We start from the raw sequence: 17,029 nt of genomic DNA, 5'->3' as shown, positions 1-17,029 counted from the left end.
AGATTGGAGAAGGCTAAAGAGATGAAATCTAACTGTAAATCTGTAGCAAGTGACTGTTAAGTTTAGATTGGAGAAGGCTAAAGAGATGAAATCTAACTGTGAATCTGTAGCAAGTGACTGTTAAGTTTGGATTGGAGAAGGTTAAAGAGATGAAATCTAACTGTGAATCTGTAGCAAGTGACTGTTAAGTTTGGATTGGAGAAGGTTAAAGAGATGAAATCTAACTGTGAATCTGTAGCAAGTGACTTTGAATTGAACTTAACTTCAACTCAACTTTGGAAATCTGACTATAAATCTGTGTTTAATTAATGTTAGGTTTAACTAGGGTTTAACTAAAGGGGAGGTGTTATTAAAAAACTATATTAAGTGAGTGATAAGTCAAACTTAAGTTTGACTAACGCTAAAAAACTAACTATAAATCTATATCAGGTGATTTTTGGATGTAAGGTTAGTTGTAATTTTAGTATTTTTTTATTGTTAGAATAATAACTTTTATTTTTTGTTTTAAAATATGAAAACGTCGATGATCAGACGCATGACATTATTAAAGTTTCTCTACGAGAAGAAGAGAATAAATGGATGGTTTATAGCATCGAAGAATTGAAAACAGAAATCATGAAATGAGGTGGAACAGGTGGCATTTAAAAAGAAACTGGAAGACTATCGGTTTAATTTAAATTGCAATCGATTATGGAAGTATACAGCCGTTTTAATCTTTTTCTTTATCAGGTTTTTATCCTTACTGACATCAAAATTCTACTTAAAAACAGAAGATCCGTTGTATCATACCAAAACCTATGAGGCAGTTTCTTCTAACGTAACGGGAACCATAACCATTGAAAATCGTGTGTATCATCCGGCTAACGGCTCACTGGATATGATCATCAAAATGGATCAAACCGATGAAGAGGAAGTAAGTTTTGTTGCACAAGAAAAAGCGAATCCAAGCGCAAAATTACCTGTTCAATTGTTGTATGAAGATGATGGCTATCATGTGGTAAGGGTGAGAAATTTGTCTACAAATTGGGAAGCACTTGCCTTTGATTTGTATCAAGAAAATGAAGAAAAAGAAACGATAAACGTGGATGATGTAACGAGTGATTCAGAAACAGATTCAACAGAGGAAATAGACACCCATGCGTTAATTACGACACTCTATTCTGACCAACGAAAAACGAAAAGTGAAGAAGGAAAAGGAACCAAAAGTAAACAAGATTATGCGCTTTTAGTCAATGACTTAGAAAAAGATTTTGTCAAAAAGAAAATGAAAAACTATGAAAAAGCAATTAAGGTAGAAGCTAAACATAAATATCAAACGCAACAAGAAATGAACGAGTTACAAGGTGATATGAAGTACCAAGTGAATGAGGAAAAAGCCGATACTGAATCAAAAATTGCGATGAAAAAGGATGCCATTCAATCGAGTGATGCAAGCATTCAGCTCTATAAAGATGAACAAAAAAGTTTACAAGAAAAGCTTCAAAAATTGAATGAAAAGCAACAAGATTTAGCCATGAAGTGAAAAAACACAGGGGGACGCAAAGGGGACATGGCTCCAAAACAGGGGGACATAAAGGGGACATTGAGGTTTTAAAGGGGGACGTAAAAGGGACGTACACCAAAAAAAGGGGACGTAAAGGGGGACATTAAGCGACTTTCTTTGATATCACGGTTTTGCTAGGCTCTGCCTAGCCTATCACACCCTGTGATAGCAAAAACCCCTTATGCTCTTCTCTCTTTTGTAGTAGGGAACCACAATCTACAGGAAAGGAATAAATATTATGGATTTGTTCTCGGAAAATATTGATCCAATTGTGGTTAAAAAAATAGATGAAATTGAAAAGAAAAAAAGATTTCTTGCCAGGCTTTCTTTAAAAGTCAGTTTAGAAAGGAGGGAGGTACTGAGAGAGAGAAAGGATTATGACAAAGAAAGAAAAGAGAAATCATAAAATAGATTTACAAAATTTTTTGCACGGAATAGTGGAGCACATTTTTAAAAAACGGAGTACAACACAGGAAATGGAACGTTAAAAAAAGCAAAAGTTTGAGAGCAAGAGAAGGAATGAAAAGTCCTCTTTTTCCATACTACGATGGTAGAAGGGGGGAAGAAGTAGCAAGTAAAACATGGCGAAGTTTTTTGGGGTATAGAGGATCTATATTCATAAATTCATAATCGACCAAATAGTATAAAGACTTTTTCCCTTTCCACCTTGCGAGCAATGTATATAATCATTACAGAACTCACAATGGGTTAAATCATCCTTAATAATTGGTGGATTAACAATACTCTCACAATAAGGACAAGGTGGTGTAATCACTATAAACCTCTCTTATGTTTTAAAATGGGAGAGCATTAATACTCTCCCTTAAAACTCACGATTCATATTCCTTTTCTTCATCAATCCATCTATCTTCGGTCAATAGCCCACACTTAGGACATTTATATTTTGGATCTAGTTGAGTTGTTATTGCCTCAAAATTACAAGGTTCACATAAATGAATTAAAAACAAGTATTATCACACTCCAAATCGATAGAAACCACATCATCTTTGTAGGTTTCATAAGTGATAATAACATCTTTTCCATCCTTTTATATTTATTTTGCACATCCAATTATTTATAAAACTATTCGGATCCAACCAGTAAAAAAGCGACTGCTCATTATTCAGCAATCGCACTCGACTGTGGAAAATCTCATCTATATGTCTTATTGAACTAAAGCACCCTTTAGCTAAACAAGCAGCAATAGTTATTATATTTGTCCTAAACCTTTAACACATATATCGAATAATTTGTTCGATTTGTCGAGTTTACTTTAACGCAACCCGTTCATAAACATTTGAGTGATTTGAGGGCTATATTTTATCAAATTATCACTATTAATCGCTTGACTCTTCAGTCCCTCTGTGAAAATATGCATAAACATTAATAAAACCTCATCAGAATATGCGGGATTAATTTTCCCTTCTTTACGCCCTTTTTGAAACATTCTTAAAACTAATCGATCATTTGTTTCTTGTGCATCCTTATCAAAAAAAGTCTGTTCACTTGCAAATTGCTGCATTACATTATGAAAAAACATTGATGTCGTACTTTGGATTTTTTTCATTTTATATTGCGTGAGTTCCATATACGTTTGCTCAAAAGATAAATCACTTTCAATCAATCGTTCGTATTCTTTATGAATAGAGGCAAATGAATTCTGTAACGCGGTATTTATTAAATTATCTTTTGTATTGTAATAATTAAATAAGGTTACTTTACTCACACCCGCCCTTTTTGCAATCTCGTCCATGGTTATATTTGAAATGTCCTTGTGATTCAGCAATTCAAGCGTAGCTTCTTCAATAATTTTCATTTTCTTTTCACGTCTTAGATCAAAGCCATTTTTTTTCGTCATCTTCTCACCACATTTTTTCCGTTTTTCAATTACTTTCTACATATATATAGTATTTCATTTTTTGAACTAATTCAAACATTTTAGTAAAAAATAATTTGAATTAATATAGATATGAGCGTATATTATGAACTGTAAACGTGTTTTTAGTAAAAAATTAATCCGGCAGAATAGGAGATGAGACGAATGGTTATAGCAGAAATTAAGGGGCTACAAAAAAAATATAAATCAACCCCCGCCTTAAAAAATGTAACGATGGAATTAAAAAGAGGCGAAGTATTAGGTTTTATAGGACCAAATGGAGCCGGAAAATCGACGACCATCCGCATCCTTCTGGGCATTATAAAATCTAGTGGAGGAACAGCCAAAATCTTCGGGAAGGATGTCTGGAAAGATTCGATTGAAATCCATAAACGACTTGCCTACGTTCCTGGCGATGTAAATCTTTGGCCAAATTTAACAGGCGGAGAAATTATTGATGTTTTTATGCGACTGCAGGGAACGAAAAACGATGCACGACGCGACGAATTAATTCAAAAATTCCAACTGGATCCTAAGAAAAAAGCACGGACTTATTCAAAAGGAAATCGTCAAAAAGTTGCCCTTATTGCCGCGTTTGCTAGTGATGCAGAACTTTATATTTTTGATGAACCAACTAGTGGTCTTGACCCTCTAATGGAAGCTGTCTTTCAAGAGCAAGTAGAAAATTTAAAGAATCAAGGAAAGTCCATCCTTCTTTCCAGCCACATCTTAAGCGAGGTAGAGCGCTTATGTGACCGCGTAGCGATTATTCGTCAAGGAGAAGTAATTGAAACCGGAACATTAGATGAATTAAGACATTTAACCCAATATCAATACAAGGTTACGACTCGTGACGTACCGATTGGATTAAAACAGGTGAGGGGTGTGCATGACCTAGTGACCAATGGTAAAGAAGCTGTTTTCCAAGCCGATAGTGATCAAATTGAGTCTATTCTAGAAGCAATCATTCCTTACCATGTAACAAAGCTCGAGAGTGTACCGTCGACTCTTGAAGCGTTGTTTATGCGTCATTACACTGAAAAGTAGGTGAGAAAAATGAAAAATCGCTTTAATATGACTGGAATGCTCTTTCTTCATACATTACGTAGAGATTGGTTAAAGCTTCTCATTTGGGCAGTGGCCTTAAGTCTTTTCACAGGCGGCTTTGCGAGTGCAATGTATAAAATCTATGAAAAAGACCCTGCTGGATTGATGGCTATGTATGAAACCTTAAAGAATCCAGCAATGATTGCCATGCTTGGACCAACATCAGCTACTGCCGAAACGTATACAGTGGGAGCAATGTACGCACATGAAATGATCCTCTTTACGTCGCTCGTATTTGCCATTGTATCGATTATGCATGTAATAAGTCGAACAAGAAAAGAAGAGGATGAGGGAACAACAGAGCTTATTCGTTCCTTTCAAGTTGGTCGACTGGCCAACACGACAGCAGTCGTTATCGAAATGTTTCTTTTACATTTGGTCATAAGTGTTCTTTCTACAGGCTTGCTACAAGTCCAAGGTGTACCTGGAATGGATTTTCATAGTAACTTATTATATTCCTCTTCATTAGGTATGCAAGGGTTCTTATGGGCGATGATTGCACTCATATTTGCCCAATTAGCTGCTGGAGCTGGAAGTGCAAGGGGACTGAGCTTCTTTACTCTCGGCTTTTTTTATATTCTTCGAATGGTAACAGATATGAAAGCACCAGATGGTTCTTGGTTCAACCCGTTAGGGTGGAGTTATCTAGTAAATGTTTACATTAGTGATAGCTGGCTTCCAATCGTCATTGCTTTTGTTGCCAGTATCGTTTTCATTGCAGTTTCTTATCTTTTGGAACAGGTTCGAGATATGGGAGCTGGATATTTACTAGAACGCGCTGGTCATGCCCATGCAAAAGAACGTATGTTGAGTCTTCCTGGCCTTGTATTACGACTGCAAAAAATATTTATTATTGGCTGGCTCTTTGCCCTCTTTATATGTGGAGCTATGTATGGGTCCATTTTTGGAGATATGGATGATTTTGCAAGTGAAAATGAGATCATGAAGCAAATGTTCCTTCATAATTCAGATTACACCATACAAGAACAATTTATGAGCGTTCTCTTCGTGATTTTATCTCTATTGACTACGATTTTTATTGTAGGAAGTCTCATGAGGCTCGTAAACGAAGAAAAGAAAGGGCGCTGGGATCAGCTTTATGCCACTAAATTAAGTCGCACCAAATTTTACTGGTACCATATGATAATAGCTTCCATACTAGGAGTGGTTGGACAATTTTCTGCAATATTAGGGCTCTATTTGACCCAACGAAGTGTCATGGAAACACCGTTAAGTTTCTGGGAAATTACTAAGGCTGGGATTGTGTGGATACCTGCGATTTTCTTCTTTATCGGCATTTTGTCTGTCCTAATTGGTTGGTTGCCGCGCTTTACGATGATTATTTGGGCTTATCTAATATTTGCTTTCTTTATCAGTTATTTTGGGCAAATGATGGAGATTCCAGAATTCGTAACCAACCTAGATGTATTTAGCTATATTCCAAAAATTCCAATTGAAGAATGGAAATGGGGAGCCATCATCTTCATCAAATTATTGGCTCTCTTCATAATGGTTATTGGTTTCATTGGCTATAAAAAACGGGATTTAGTAAGTGAGTAAAAAAGAAAAGGGTTTTAACGAAACCACTGAAAAAGTGATCGTTTGCAAAAAATTAAAGATTTTAGGGATATCTAAATGTATCCTCAAGCAAGAAACGGGCCTTAGAAGCAACTCTAGAGGTCCGTTTTTTTATGGCTATATAATGAAGAACATATCTATTTGTCGACAATACAATAATTCAAAAAGGTACACCTTTTTAGACGCCGAAAAAATCAATGGCGAAATGTCTATTTAATCTTAAAAATAGACATTTTTGTACGTATAAAAAATAATTAATCTTTATAGACTTTATGTCATATTCAATTTTAGTTACCATAATATGAGTTACCAAAATAACAAAAAGAGCCCTTATTCCATAAGGACTCTTTTCATCTATAATTAAACTTTTTGAAATATATCAATTGATGAAAGCAATTCTTTTAAATCATCAACTGCATGCTCATCAGTAAAATTCTGTCCCCAAAAAACATCCTTTTTCCATATTGCGTGCATACCAGCATTACGTGCCCCTAAGACATCATTTTCTGGATGATCTCCTACATACACGGTCTCTTCTGCTTTAACATTGAGCCTTTTTAACACTCTTAAGAAAATATCTATTTGTGGCTTTTTAATACCTTCTTGCTCAGAAACAAGTATTGTATCTATGTGTTCATTAATACCTAAAGCTTTAATATTCGCCCATTGGAAATCGGTAAATCCATTGGTTACCATACCAAGTAAAATACCTCTATTCTTAAGTTCCTTTAATACATATTCCATATTTGCAAACGGAATACAATGGTTTGGAAAATGACTAAGGTAGTCATCTAACATGTGCTCCCAGGTTAAGTTAGAAACAGAGTATTCACTAAGTAATTGCTGATATACTTTATCTTTCCATACATAGCCCTTATTATCTAACTCAATAAATCTTGATATGTATTCTTTTTGAGGAATATGCCCTAACTTATCACTATATCTTTTATATTGATCCTCAATAAAAAGTTTAAGAGAACTATCCCTGTCTAGCAAAGTTCCGTCTAAATCAAAAACTACAGCTTTAATCATTATTTTTACCTCCATTTCCATAAATGAACAATTTAATTCTATCATGAAAAATGAATAGGATATGCAAAACTAGTTTACATAACCATTATTATAGGTAATCAAAAACTGCGTCTTTGGTTTTAAAAGAAAAAATACACCTTTGCGAATATACTAGCTAATTAACAGCGAAAAAGTCAGGGGTGAAGACCCTGACTCATAATATACTGGTTTCCGTAAAGAATATATTTATGTCTAAAATTATTCTTTTGGAGGAAACCATGTATGACTAAGCATCACACACAACTTACCTCATCCGAAATAGCTTCTATTTGGACTGGTTACATGAATGATAGTATGTCCAAATGTATATTAAGTTATTTTCTAAAACAAATAGAAGATGAGGATATTCGTCCAGTTATTCAATTTGCATATGACATTTCGTTTAAACATTTAGAAAAACTGACGAATATTTTTCAGCAAGAGAAATTACCCATTCCAACTGCTTTCACTATGGGACATGATGTTAATTTAAATGCACCACATCTTTTTACAGATTCTTTTATGCTCATATATATTAATCACATGGCGAAAGCAGGCATGTTAGCTTACAGTGGGTTTGTTTCAATGAGTGCTCGAGAAGATATCCGAACGTACTTTATAGCAGGCCTTCAAGAGGTATCGGCTTTGTTCAATCAAAGTTCAATTGTTGCACTTTCAAAAGGAATATTCATTCGATCTCCCTATATAGCTTATCCAACAACAACCGATTATGTAGATAGTAAACAATATTTAAGTGGTTTCTCTTTTTTTAGTAAACAACGGCCATTAAATTCGATGGAAATTTCCCATCTATTTATGAATATTCAAACAAACCTCATAGGCGCTAAGCTTTCACTAGCATTTGCCCAAACATCCCCTCGAAAGGATGTTCAAGATTGGATGATAAGAGGTAGTAAAATTGCAGAAAAACATATTCAAATTTTCACTAAAGCTCTTCTTAATAATGATATACAATCACCTATATCATCAGATATTGCTATTAGTGATTCAACAATACCAGCATTTTCGGATAAGCTTGCCATGTTTCATATGAGCATTTTAACTGCAGCAGGATCAGGAAACTATGCAACAGCAGCTGCAGCAAGTCAAAGAAGCGACCTTTTTTTGAATTATGAAAGATTATCGTTTGAAATTGCCCAATATGCTAAAGGTGGCGTTGATATCATGATCCGTCATAAATGGCTTGAACAACCACCTGGAACGAAAGACAAGGAACAATTAGCTAAGAAAAAAGAATAAAGCTATCTATTTAGAGCAAACTACTCAAGATGCGACAAAGCTTCAACACAACATTGTGGTTACTGTATAGAAAAAGCCTGCCTCTTTTGTCTAATGAGAGGTAGGTCTTTTCTGTTTTTAAGTTGTATACACTATTCCTTTCTAGTTAACATAATGAATTTTGCCGGTAGCAAAAAGCACATTATAATCGGGTAGATACTTTATTATTTTCAGCTCCATTCCGGGCCATAATAAGCAGCCTAAATCCTCTGAGGCAAACTATTACTCCAGTTCCCCATAATATTAGAGCTGAGCCAAAACCTACAGATACCCACCATGCCATAATTTGATGATCGCTTACTATTATTTTCACAGGAAAAGTTAACATGACAATAGTTGCAAGTAAGCAAAGAAGTGTCCCTGTAATATAATAAATTGGAACCTGAAACAGGGATGCTAGAGGAAAAAAATGAGCACCGACAATAAGAGCCATAACAGGAACAAACAAATTTAATTGATTAGTAGATACGCAAATAAAAGCAGCAATAGCAATCAAGAGACCTTCTAAACTAAAAATAATACCGAACCATCTATTCTTTTTTCTCCAACAATCTCTATCCTCTTTAATTACTTCATTAGATAATTGACTAGAACTCTTTATTAATGCAAATGCACTGATAAATAATACGACTCCAATCAATAAAGATAGGGTGACAAATACAGGAAATTCCCACCCTTGCATTCCTCTAATTCCAATTCCTGCCCAAAGAGTACCGAAAAATGCCATGAAGATAACTCCAGAAGCTGTACCACGCACAGCAGCTCTGGGAATAGTAGTTTGGGACATATATTGTAACCTCCTTTTTTATTTCCATCTAAGTTGTCCTATGTTTATAATTTATAAACCAATTTTATAACCTATTCTATTGAAACTATCTATAATGAATAAAAATTTGTTTATTGAGCAAACTACTCAGGATGCAATAGAGCATCAGCGTAACATCTATATTTCAACGACTAGGAAAACTACTGTGCAGGAGCAGTAGTTTTTCTCTTTTTTTATGTTGTATAGAATATACAAAGTTTACTCTTGCAGGAACTAAAAAGCCCTTTTATCAAGGGCTCTTTGCATCTTATAAATTACGATTTCCTGAATAGTCATAAAATAACGGATTTGTAGAGAAATATTTGTTTATTAAAAAATAAAATGACAAATATCTTTTTAAATTCATGCAGAAAAATTCTTTTTGCTTTTAAGATTTATTTTAATATTGAATGAATATATCTATTGTTTAAAATAAGTAAAGGATACAGCCTTTAAGTGGGCAATTTCTTTTTTCGCAATCGGTTTAACCTTCGTTGAACCCCATACCTTGATCGTCCTATAAGTTGACCGATTTCTTGTTGAGTACGACCTTCCTCGTAGAACATATACCATAGACGAGCATCTTCTTCTTCCGTCCACTGTTTCTTTTCATATTTTGGACGATTATAATAATCATATTTCCGTTGTTTCCTTACCCAATCCGGCTCTGGCAAAAGAGTATTTGTAAGTATTTTAGAAAAATTAAGGAGCTTTTTATTCTGCTCAGCCCATTTCCAAAAGGCTGATACTTCAATGCCTACAAATTTTCGTGTTTTTGCCCTCGTGATTTTATGAGGCAATTCTTTTTTTTGAATCCATTTATAGATAGTATGAACATCAATTTGAAGACAACTTGCTAGTTCATATACTGTCATATTTCCGGTATGGGCTTTTGCTCCATATAAACCTAAGCGATTTAATCTAGACTCTAACGCTGGTATACTTCGCTGCAGTTGTATAGATATGTGTTTAAGAGATTTGGATCCATAATGCTTTAGTAGGTATTCATCCTCTTGTTCCGTCCATCTACGCAGTGTTTCTCGTCGTGTTAGTTTTAATATTTTAATACGAGTAGCAATAGAAGAGGGACTCTTACCTAAATGATTTCCTATTTCCCGATTATTCATGATAGCAATGTTTTCTTTTAAGAAAGTATCTTGCTCCGTTGTCCATTTTTTACGTAAGCAATTTTCTTCACTACGGAGGTTTAATCGTATAATTCGTTTATTAACGGATTCTTTACTACGATTTAAGTGTTCACCCATTCTTTGGAAGGTCATCTGTCCGTATTGTCTTTTAAGGAATAAATCTTCATCTTTGGTCCATAGCTTTTGATTTTCACTCAATGTTATCTCCCTCCAGTGCGTGCAGAAATCTTAAAGTGAAGAAGACAGTAAAAAGGACGTTAGTAATCTGTACTAACGCCTTTGATAATATTTATATTTATGGATTAGTAGTGATTACAAGAGAGGAAAATCAAAACCTTTTAAGAGTTATAGCAGTAGTGATGATTATAGAAAAGGCCGTGATCATCACGGAAGTTATGGACATCATCATTATAAGAGAAAAAGAAAGAGTGGAAGTTTCTTTAGTAGTTAAATAATAACATATATTTTTTCTTCATAAAGACTATTTTCTGAGACAAGCATATGTATAAAAAGCTGCATACTCCGGAGAAAGAATCCTTGGTAGAAGGCTTATACATAATGGGCAGTCTTTGTTGTAGTTGTTCTTCATAATTTGTATTAAATATAAATAAATATAAGCTAATTCTAGAAGTATATGTTTTACCTATCTAAAAGAAGGGAATAATAGGGTCAACTTGATAAAGGGAGTGATCTTATGCAAGCCGATATGACGGTCGAAGAAGTCAAAGCCCAAATCCAGTACTTAGGAACAAATGGACAATCTCTAAAAAAGAAAAAAGTAAAGCAAACACACCCAAAACTAATGAAAAATGCACTTTATTTTTTCCCTAGCTGGGAACATGCTATGGTAGAAAGTGGTGTAAATAGCATATAATAAGCAGAAACTCAGTCTTTTTGACTGAGTTTTTTTATTAAATATGGAAAACTTTTAAAGGGAAAAGAATGATGGGTATGGAATATAAAGAAAAACGTTTGCACAAAGATAGGAGAGATAAAAGAAATGAATTCTACATTTAATCAACTTTTATCAATGAAAAATCTACGTGACGTTCAAAAAACAGAAATTTTGGTGCAAATGGAACATGCTTCAAAGAATAAAGATAAAGAAACCCTCTTACGATTAACTAAACAGCTTCGAAGTATCTCATAGAACACCCTCTGTAATATAATTAACCCACTAACAGGAAGACTTTATATGGAAACAATAATAAGCGATTTATGTATCCTAATTCGAACAGTAAGGTCGCTTATCTTATTTTTTATTCATATATTTACCCTTCCACTTTATAATATGTGTACATTTATCATAAAAAGTGATTATATTATTTTTCATGCACCTTTTGAAATACACGTAGATTTTGAGAGCGTAAAATATCTTAAGTAAATAAAAATATTCTTTATTGTAAAGAGATAATTAGTTATCAATCGATCTATAGGAGATATTCATGTGCCATACTCTCTGAGAATTATTCTAAAGGAATCCCTCTTTTTATGTCGAAAATTAGTAAGTATTAAGGAGGGTTTTAGATGCCTAAAGATATAGTGAAAGAGCTATTAGATAAAGGCTTTAAAGTAGTGGACTTAGTATGTGTGGGCACTATAAATATCATTTCAGCAAAGGAACTGTCTTTAGAAGAAATAAGTACTGGAGACATCGTTGACATGTTATCACTAGATGAAAACACTATTAAGCTTTTTCTTAATGAAAAGCTTCCTCATTTTGAGGCAAGTACCAAACCATTAGCTGGATATATCAATTCCGAAGGTGAACTGCCCATAATGGAGGATGCAATTATTGACTACAAAGTGTATGTTAAAGAAGCAATTGTCCAGTCTAAGTAGTCATTAAAAGAGCAGTTCACAAATGCAAACTGCTCTTTTATTTATGGGAGATAATTGACTGCTTTTAGTTGAATACGATATGGGGTTGTAATGTAAAAACTTTAAAATAATTGTAGCTAATTTCCCAAGCTTGAATATACTAATACTAGCAATCTAAAAATGAAACTAATATCGCGTGCTATAATAGATAAAAATTAAATACTAGGGGCAATGAATAATGGAAGAATTAAAACAAGAAGACCAAGATGCAGGTAAACTGTATGAGAAAGGGTTTAAGTGGTGCGTTTTGTAAGCTTTTTTATGGTTGTGAACCTCATTTTCACCGTAGCTTTAGTAGCAGTTGCCTTAGTAGCCCCTCAGATTCAAGAAACTTTTCAATGGGTAGCATTTGGTGTATATGGGTTTACAGTCCTTTATCTTATCTTTATGCGTGAAGTAGCCTTTAGAAAGACATATGGATTTTTGGTAGTTTGGATGCGAACTGTATGGAATTTTAGCTTTATTGCTAGTGCGTTCGGGGCTGTCACTATGTTTGTGGGAAACACTCACTGGACTTTATTTTAAAGGGAGTGCCTGTTTATGTTGAAAGTAAAAATAAAGGAGGAATACATATGAACCCATACGAACAATTCCAATTAAATAAAGAAGTAGAAGAGATGGCTAAACAACGAATTGAAATCCATAAAAAGCGAATGGAATTATCTGAAGAGCTGGAAAACAACTGGGATAATAAAGAACTTCAAGATAGAATCATTGAATTAGAGCAAGAAAGCCAAAAGCTTAAGAAAAAGATTGAAACTTTACAGGCTAACTTTTAAGCATCCTTTCAGGATGCTTTTTTGGATTAAAGTGTTTTTACCAGGGCAATATGTGTGAACTTAAGTGAATTACTACTTTCTTAAGCGACGTCTAGAAGTTTTTTTATAAATGGACGCAGTATCGGTATATGTACAACAATTTTCTACACCATATCCTGCTAGTACAACTATAGGCGTAGTATCCCTGCCTCTAAGTGCCCAGATTGAAATAGAAATGATAACTAGCAGATTAAAGTTGTAGATAAGTTCATAGTAATAACGAAGCAGCATGCCGAGATAAAAAGACACGGAACGCTGCTTCTTTTATGATCAATGTGTTAGTAGGACTACGATATATGTCATTTTCTATACATGTGTGTATCAAAGGTTATAGGACATCGTTCTTGTGATATAGACAAAACATTTTATATGCAGCATGTTTTGCTCATTTTCTGCTGAGGCCAAATAATCGTATTATTTGACCTTTTTATTTTACATAATGGATTTTCTAGGCACCAAAAAGGTTTTTTTTAGATCCTTTTTTGGTAATTAGGTATGGCCTCAAAGGTGATAATATCTTCAATTTCATACTCAATATATAAAATCTCAAGATTAATGAGTGAACATTAGAAAGAGCAAATTAATTTAAGTTTAAAGTGCCTTTATTCGGATAATATAATAAATAAGCTAGGTTTAATTATAATCTGGTTTATTTTCTATATTGTAGGAGGCAACAAAAATGGAACACGGTAAAGTGAAATGGTTTAATGCTGACAAAGGTTTCGGATTTATTGAGCGTGAAGGTGGAGAAGATGTGTTTGTTCACTTCTCAGCTATTCAAGGGGAGGGTTTTAAATCCTTAGATGAAGGTCAAGAAGTGACTTTTGATATCGAACAAGGGCAACGTGGCCCACAAGCGACAAATGTACGTAAAGCATAAAAAACCATCCTAAAAACAGACTCTACCTTCAGAGTCTGTTTTTATTTTAAAAGTCCTTTTTACCAGAACTCATTTAATAGTAATTGTTATTCATGTTTCATTAATTCTTCTTCAAAGAAAAAAGTACCAGGATATTTATCGACTGTATAAGAGTATTTTTTCATGTTTTTTACATAATGACTTTTTAAAATTGTCACTAATTCATTAGATTCTCTTATAGCTACTACTTCTCCATTAGTAAATATACTTTGGCTCATATCTTCATCCCTCTAATACCAGAAATAATAAAGTTATTACTTTTAATTTCTTTAGAGATAATTGAAATCTCCTAAGATTCTTTATTTTTGCCGAGTTCTTTTGTACGGTATTTTTTAGTTCTCCACAATCATAAGAATTAAAGGTTAGTGGTTTTTGACACCTTACAGTATGATAAATCTCGATACTTGCTAGTAAAGCATACGGTTTTCAAACAACAAGAGATTATTTTCTATAATTTTTTTTACGGCCCACTGTCTCTTTTCTACCTCTACCTCTCTTACGTTCTGCTCTTGCCTTTTTATTACGAAGTGGTGCCACTTCAGTCAATTGGACAGGAGTCATATTCGATTCTTTTGTTAAGAGCTTTAAAGTAGCTGACAATAGGGTAACAGAATCCATCTCTTCTAATAACTTTTCCGCCATAGGTTTATATTCCCCAAACTCACCCTTTTCGATGGCGGTCAAAACGCGGTGAATGATTGCTTCCTGATGTCCTGCCATTACCTCACTAGAAGTAGGAGGTGATTGTCTAGACATTCTGGTTTTCGTGACATCTTCTATCACTTTTAAGTGATGACGTTCTCTCGGAGTTATAAATGTAACGGCCAATCCCTTAGTACCTGCCCGTCCTGTTCGACCAATACGATGAACATAGCTTTCAGGATCCTGAGGAATATCAAAATTGTAGACATGGCTGACACCTGTAATATCAAGTCCTCTTGCTGCAACATCGGTTGCGACCATAACCTCAATGGTATGCTCCTTAAATTGACGAATCACATCAGCACGTTTTGATTGCGTAAGATCTCCATGAATGCCTTCTGCTGTATACCCACGTTTTTTCAGCCCTTCAGCAAGCTCATCCACACGTTTTTTTGTACGTCCAAACACAATAGCAAGGTCTGGTGATTGAAGATCTAGAAGATTGCAAAGAACATCAAATTTCCGATTCTCAGGAATTTCCACATAACGTTGTTCAATGTTCTTTACCGTTAATTCCTTTGCTTTTACCTGCACGAGTTCAGGAGTGTTCATAAATTTCTGCGCTAAACTTTGTACTTGCTTGGACATGGTTGCTGAAAATAGTAAGGTTTGATGGGGAGAAGAGATGCCACCAAGGATCGTTTGGATATCTTCAATAAAACCCATGTTTAACATCTCATCTGCTTCATCCAGAACAGCTGTACGAATGTTATTTAAACGAATGGTCCTTCTTTTCATATGGTCCATAAGACGTCCAGGAGTTGCTGAAATAATATGAGGTCTTTTTTTAAGAGCCTTGATTTGACGATTAATGTCTTGCCCTCCATAAATCGGTAACGTTTTAACTCCTTTTACTTGTCCAATCCGATTTAACTCCTCAGCTACTTGAATTGCCAATTCACGTGTTGGGGCTAGAACAACTCCCTGGATCGCTTCTTCAGCTAACTCAACTCTTTCTATAAGGGGTATACCAAAAGCTGTTGTCTTGCCAGTACCTGTTTGAGCTTGCCCAATTAGATCTTTACCCGTCATAGCTATCGGAATAGCTTCAGCCTGAATCGGTGTAGCCTCTTCAAAACCCAAGTTATGAATGGCCTTTTCAATGTCCTTACTTAAATGGAAATCAGAAAAATTTTTCAACTGTTTCGTGCTCCTTCTCTTACTTAATTCAGAAATGAGAAAGGTACTCTTTAACCAGAGATTCTGCTTATTCATTCCTGTGTATGGTAAATCAGTGTTACTATCCACGAATATCTTGTTCTAACATATCTGTACAAGACGAACTCATGCCTTATTTTATCCGCGCTTACGTGTATTTATAAATTCTTATAGTACCTGTAAAGAGTAATGTAATTTAGAAAGATATGGTTCCTACTATTTCTTTTTTAAAAGGTATACTACTTAGGAGGAGGGATGATGTAGTTATGTATTATAACCATAGGAAGAAAGATCAAGAACCCTTACCAAAAGAACAAACAATGATTTGGGAATGTGAGTCAGAAGAATGTAAGGGTTGGATGAGAAAAAACTTCTCTTATGAAAATCATCAAAAGTGTCCTTTATGTGGCCATAAAATGAGAGCTGAAAAACGAATTTTAGATGCGTCACCTAATCCCCATCAAAAATAATTTATGGCTGCCTTTTGGATAAATACTTAAAAAAATTTCTGGCACTTCTTTAACTGAAATTAAACTTCTTACCAAAAAAACATGCGATATTTGCTTTATATTTCCAACATGTGGTATAACTAGTCCATACCTTGTACCGTTCGTTTTATCTAGAAACCAGACTTAAAACTCTGGTTTTTCTATTATAACGAGATTTTAAAAGTAGATATAATACGTTTTTTGCTAGCTAATGGAATCAAAAGTAAAAAAAGACTCCCAGGTGGAGTCTTTTTTACTCATTTTAATTTATGCTACTTTATGAACGTTAGCAGCTTGTGCTCCACGTTGACCTTGTTCGATATCAAACGTTACTTTTTGACCTTCGTCTAACGATTTAAAGCCTTCACTTTGAATAGAGCTGAAATGTACGAATACATCGTCTCCGCCTTCAATTTCGATAAAACCGAAGCCTTTGTCTGCATTAAACCATTTCACTGTACCTTGTTCCATAATATTGCCTCCTAGTGTGGAATACTCCACACTTATATTACTACCCTTGTCCAACCATACTATCTTAAGATGAAAATTTCTATGGAAGAGATTTCTCTTCTCTTAATCCTACACCGAACAAAAATAATTAACTTAATCGTAACATATAAAACCGAATATAGCAAATACAGGAAAAGTGACCCTTTC

The 17,029-nt window shown here is 34.4% G+C and carries 20 protein-coding genes; 13 read left to right on the top strand and 7 right to left on the bottom strand.

Annotation, left to right across the window (positions count from 1 at the left end; genetic code table 11):
* Nucleotides 1-634 precede the first annotated feature (634 nt).
* On the top strand, nt 635-1,522 hold the full coding sequence (locus SB717_RS32420; RefSeq protein ID WP_410906849.1) for a hypothetical protein: 888 nt from the start codon (nt 635-637) through the stop codon (nt 1,520-1,522).
* 259 nt (nt 1,523-1,781) lie between these two features.
* Nucleotides 1,782-1,949, top strand: coding sequence for a hypothetical protein (locus SB717_RS32415; RefSeq protein WP_410906847.1), 168 nt, complete (start codon nt 1,782-1,784; stop codon nt 1,947-1,949).
* 867 nt (nt 1,950-2,816) lie between these two features.
* Here the strand turns inward: SB717_RS32415 and SB717_RS32410 are convergent.
* Nucleotides 2,817-3,401 carry a TetR/AcrR family transcriptional regulator gene (locus SB717_RS32410; protein ID WP_410906845.1) on the bottom strand — a complete coding sequence of 195 codons (585 nt, stop codon included), beginning with the start codon at nt 3,399-3,401 and terminating at the stop codon, nt 2,817-2,819.
* 183 nt (nt 3,402-3,584) lie between these two features.
* Here SB717_RS32410 and SB717_RS32405 point away from each other — a divergent pair, with 183 nt between their 5' ends.
* Nucleotides 3,585-4,466: an ABC transporter ATP-binding protein gene (locus tag SB717_RS32405; RefSeq protein WP_410906843.1), complete on the top strand. Its 882-nt coding sequence runs from the start codon at nt 3,585-3,587 to the stop codon at nt 4,464-4,466.
* 9 nt (nt 4,467-4,475) lie between these two features.
* Nucleotides 4,476-6,086, top strand: a complete 1,611-nt coding sequence (locus SB717_RS32400; RefSeq protein ID WP_410906841.1) for an ABC transporter permease — start codon at nt 4,476-4,478, stop codon at nt 6,084-6,086.
* Nucleotides 6,087-6,464: 378 nt separating this feature from the next.
* On the opposite strand, the gene SB717_RS32395 is transcribed toward SB717_RS32400, so the two are convergent.
* Complete coding sequence (locus SB717_RS32395; protein WP_410906839.1) at nt 6,465-7,136, bottom strand: HAD family hydrolase; 672 nt, start codon at nt 7,134-7,136, stop codon at nt 6,465-6,467.
* A gap of 261 nt (nt 7,137-7,397) precedes the next feature.
* Here SB717_RS32395 and SB717_RS32390 point away from each other — a divergent pair, with 261 nt between their 5' ends.
* Nucleotides 7,398-8,414: a DUF3231 family protein gene (locus SB717_RS32390; RefSeq protein WP_410906837.1), complete on the top strand. Its 1,017-nt coding sequence runs from the start codon at nt 7,398-7,400 to the stop codon at nt 8,412-8,414.
* Between the two features lie 181 nt (nt 8,415-8,595).
* Here SB717_RS32390 and SB717_RS32385 read toward each other — a convergent pair whose 3' ends face one another.
* Together SB717_RS32385 and SB717_RS32380 are read right to left on the bottom strand one after the other, a co-directional pair.
* Nucleotides 8,596-9,240, bottom strand: coding sequence for a DUF7010 family protein (locus SB717_RS32385; protein ID WP_410906835.1), 645 nt, complete (start codon nt 9,238-9,240; stop codon nt 8,596-8,598).
* 470 nt (nt 9,241-9,710) lie between these two features.
* Nucleotides 9,711-10,604, bottom strand: a complete 894-nt coding sequence (locus SB717_RS32380; RefSeq protein ID WP_410906833.1) for a sigma-70 family RNA polymerase sigma factor — start codon at nt 10,602-10,604, stop codon at nt 9,711-9,713.
* A 35-nt stretch (nt 10,605-10,639) separates the two neighbouring features.
* On the opposite strand from SB717_RS32380, the gene SB717_RS32375 reads away from it, so the two are divergent.
* The 7 genes from SB717_RS32375 to SB717_RS32345 all read left to right on the top strand — a co-directional run bounded on the left by SB717_RS32375 (nt 10,640) and on the right by SB717_RS32345 (nt 13,985).
* Nucleotides 10,640-10,861, top strand: coding sequence for a hypothetical protein (locus SB717_RS32375; protein ID WP_410906831.1), 222 nt, complete (start codon nt 10,640-10,642; stop codon nt 10,859-10,861).
* Nucleotides 10,862-11,100: 239 nt separating this feature from the next.
* Complete coding sequence (locus SB717_RS32370) at nt 11,101-11,280, top strand: hypothetical protein (RefSeq protein ID WP_025751503.1); 180 nt, start codon at nt 11,101-11,103, stop codon at nt 11,278-11,280.
* A 126-nt stretch (nt 11,281-11,406) separates the two neighbouring features.
* Nucleotides 11,407-11,556 (top strand): phosphoesterase, encoded by a 150-nt coding sequence (locus tag SB717_RS32365; RefSeq protein ID WP_211079381.1) that lies wholly within the window; start codon nt 11,407-11,409, stop codon nt 11,554-11,556.
* A gap of 377 nt (nt 11,557-11,933) precedes the next feature.
* Nucleotides 11,934-12,248 carry a hypothetical protein gene (locus SB717_RS32360; protein ID WP_410906829.1) on the top strand — a complete coding sequence of 105 codons (315 nt, stop codon included), beginning with the start codon at nt 11,934-11,936 and terminating at the stop codon, nt 12,246-12,248.
* A 276-nt stretch (nt 12,249-12,524) separates the two neighbouring features.
* Nucleotides 12,525-12,812, top strand: a complete 288-nt coding sequence (locus tag SB717_RS32355) for a hypothetical protein (protein WP_410906827.1) — start codon at nt 12,525-12,527, stop codon at nt 12,810-12,812.
* A 47-nt stretch (nt 12,813-12,859) separates the two neighbouring features.
* Complete coding sequence (locus SB717_RS32350; protein ID WP_410906825.1) at nt 12,860-13,066, top strand: hypothetical protein; 207 nt, start codon at nt 12,860-12,862, stop codon at nt 13,064-13,066.
* A gap of 718 nt (nt 13,067-13,784) precedes the next feature.
* On the top strand, nt 13,785-13,985 hold the full coding sequence (locus SB717_RS32345; RefSeq protein ID WP_013083582.1) for a cold-shock protein: 201 nt from the start codon (nt 13,785-13,787) through the stop codon (nt 13,983-13,985).
* 86 nt (nt 13,986-14,071) lie between these two features.
* On the opposite strand, the gene SB717_RS32340 is transcribed toward SB717_RS32345, so the two are convergent.
* Together SB717_RS32340 and cshA are read right to left on the bottom strand one after the other, a co-directional pair.
* On the bottom strand, nt 14,072-14,242 hold the full coding sequence (locus SB717_RS32340; protein WP_410906823.1) for a hypothetical protein: 171 nt from the start codon (nt 14,240-14,242) through the stop codon (nt 14,072-14,074).
* Between the two features lie 223 nt (nt 14,243-14,465).
* Nucleotides 14,466-15,866 (bottom strand): degradosome RNA helicase CshA, encoded by a 1,401-nt coding sequence (gene cshA, locus SB717_RS32335; protein WP_410906821.1) that lies wholly within the window; start codon nt 15,864-15,866, stop codon nt 14,466-14,468.
* Nucleotides 15,867-16,150: 284 nt separating this feature from the next.
* On the opposite strand from cshA, the gene SB717_RS32330 reads away from it, so the two are divergent.
* Nucleotides 16,151-16,354: a cold-inducible protein YdjO-related protein gene (locus SB717_RS32330; protein WP_410906819.1), complete on the top strand. Its 204-nt coding sequence runs from the start codon at nt 16,151-16,153 to the stop codon at nt 16,352-16,354.
* A gap of 285 nt (nt 16,355-16,639) precedes the next feature.
* On the opposite strand, the gene SB717_RS32325 is transcribed toward SB717_RS32330, so the two are convergent.
* Entirely contained in the window at nt 16,640-16,843 is a 204-nt protein-coding gene (locus tag SB717_RS32325; RefSeq protein ID WP_047934552.1) for a cold-shock protein, read from the bottom strand.
* Nucleotides 16,844-17,029 lie beyond the last annotated feature (186 nt).

Source organism: Priestia sp. SIMBA_032, from assembly GCF_046535215.1.
GTDB lineage: Bacteria > Bacillota > Bacilli > Bacillales > Bacillaceae_H > Priestia > Priestia aryabhattai.
The sequence above is the reverse complement of the archived record's forward strand: the minus strand, read 5'-3'. Positions and strand labels throughout refer to the sequence as shown.

Bases quoted from the DNA above. Each gene is read 5' to 3' on its own strand.
- SB717_RS32340 (WP_410906823.1), bottom strand. From the start codon at position 14,242: ATGAGCCAAAGTATATTTACTAATGGAGAAGTAGTAGCTATAAGAGAA.
- SB717_RS32385 (WP_410906835.1), bottom strand. From the start codon at position 9,240: ATGTCCCAAACTACTATTCCCAGAGCTGCTGTGCGTGGTACAGCTTCT.
- SB717_RS32365 (WP_211079381.1), top strand. From the start codon at position 11,407: ATGAATTCTACATTTAATCAACTTTTATCAATGAAAAATCTACGTGAC.
- SB717_RS32370 (WP_025751503.1), top strand. From the start codon at position 11,101: ATGCAAGCCGATATGACGGTCGAAGAAGTCAAAGCCCAAATCCAGTAC.
- SB717_RS32360 (WP_410906829.1), top strand. From the start codon at position 11,934: ATGCCTAAAGATATAGTGAAAGAGCTATTAGATAAAGGCTTTAAAGTA.
- SB717_RS32405 (WP_410906843.1), top strand. From the start codon at position 3,585: ATGGTTATAGCAGAAATTAAGGGGCTACAAAAAAAATATAAATCAACC.
- SB717_RS32415 (WP_410906847.1), top strand. From the start codon at position 1,782: ATGGATTTGTTCTCGGAAAATATTGATCCAATTGTGGTTAAAAAAATA.
- SB717_RS32400 (WP_410906841.1), top strand. From the start codon at position 4,476: ATGAAAAATCGCTTTAATATGACTGGAATGCTCTTTCTTCATACATTA.
- SB717_RS32350 (WP_410906825.1), top strand. From the start codon at position 12,860: ATGAACCCATACGAACAATTCCAATTAAATAAAGAAGTAGAAGAGATG.
- SB717_RS32410 (WP_410906845.1), bottom strand. From the start codon at position 3,401: ATGACGAAAAAAAATGGCTTTGATCTAAGACGTGAAAAGAAAATGAAA.
- SB717_RS32390 (WP_410906837.1), top strand. From the start codon at position 7,398: ATGACTAAGCATCACACACAACTTACCTCATCCGAAATAGCTTCTATT.
- SB717_RS32395 (WP_410906839.1), bottom strand. From the start codon at position 7,136: ATGATTAAAGCTGTAGTTTTTGATTTAGACGGAACTTTGCTAGACAGG.
- SB717_RS32330 (WP_410906819.1), top strand. From the start codon at position 16,151: ATGTATTATAACCATAGGAAGAAAGATCAAGAACCCTTACCAAAAGAA.
- SB717_RS32325 (WP_047934552.1), bottom strand. From the start codon at position 16,843: ATGGAACAAGGTACAGTGAAATGGTTTAATGCAGACAAAGGCTTCGGT.
- SB717_RS32345 (WP_013083582.1), top strand. From the start codon at position 13,785: ATGGAACACGGTAAAGTGAAATGGTTTAATGCTGACAAAGGTTTCGGA.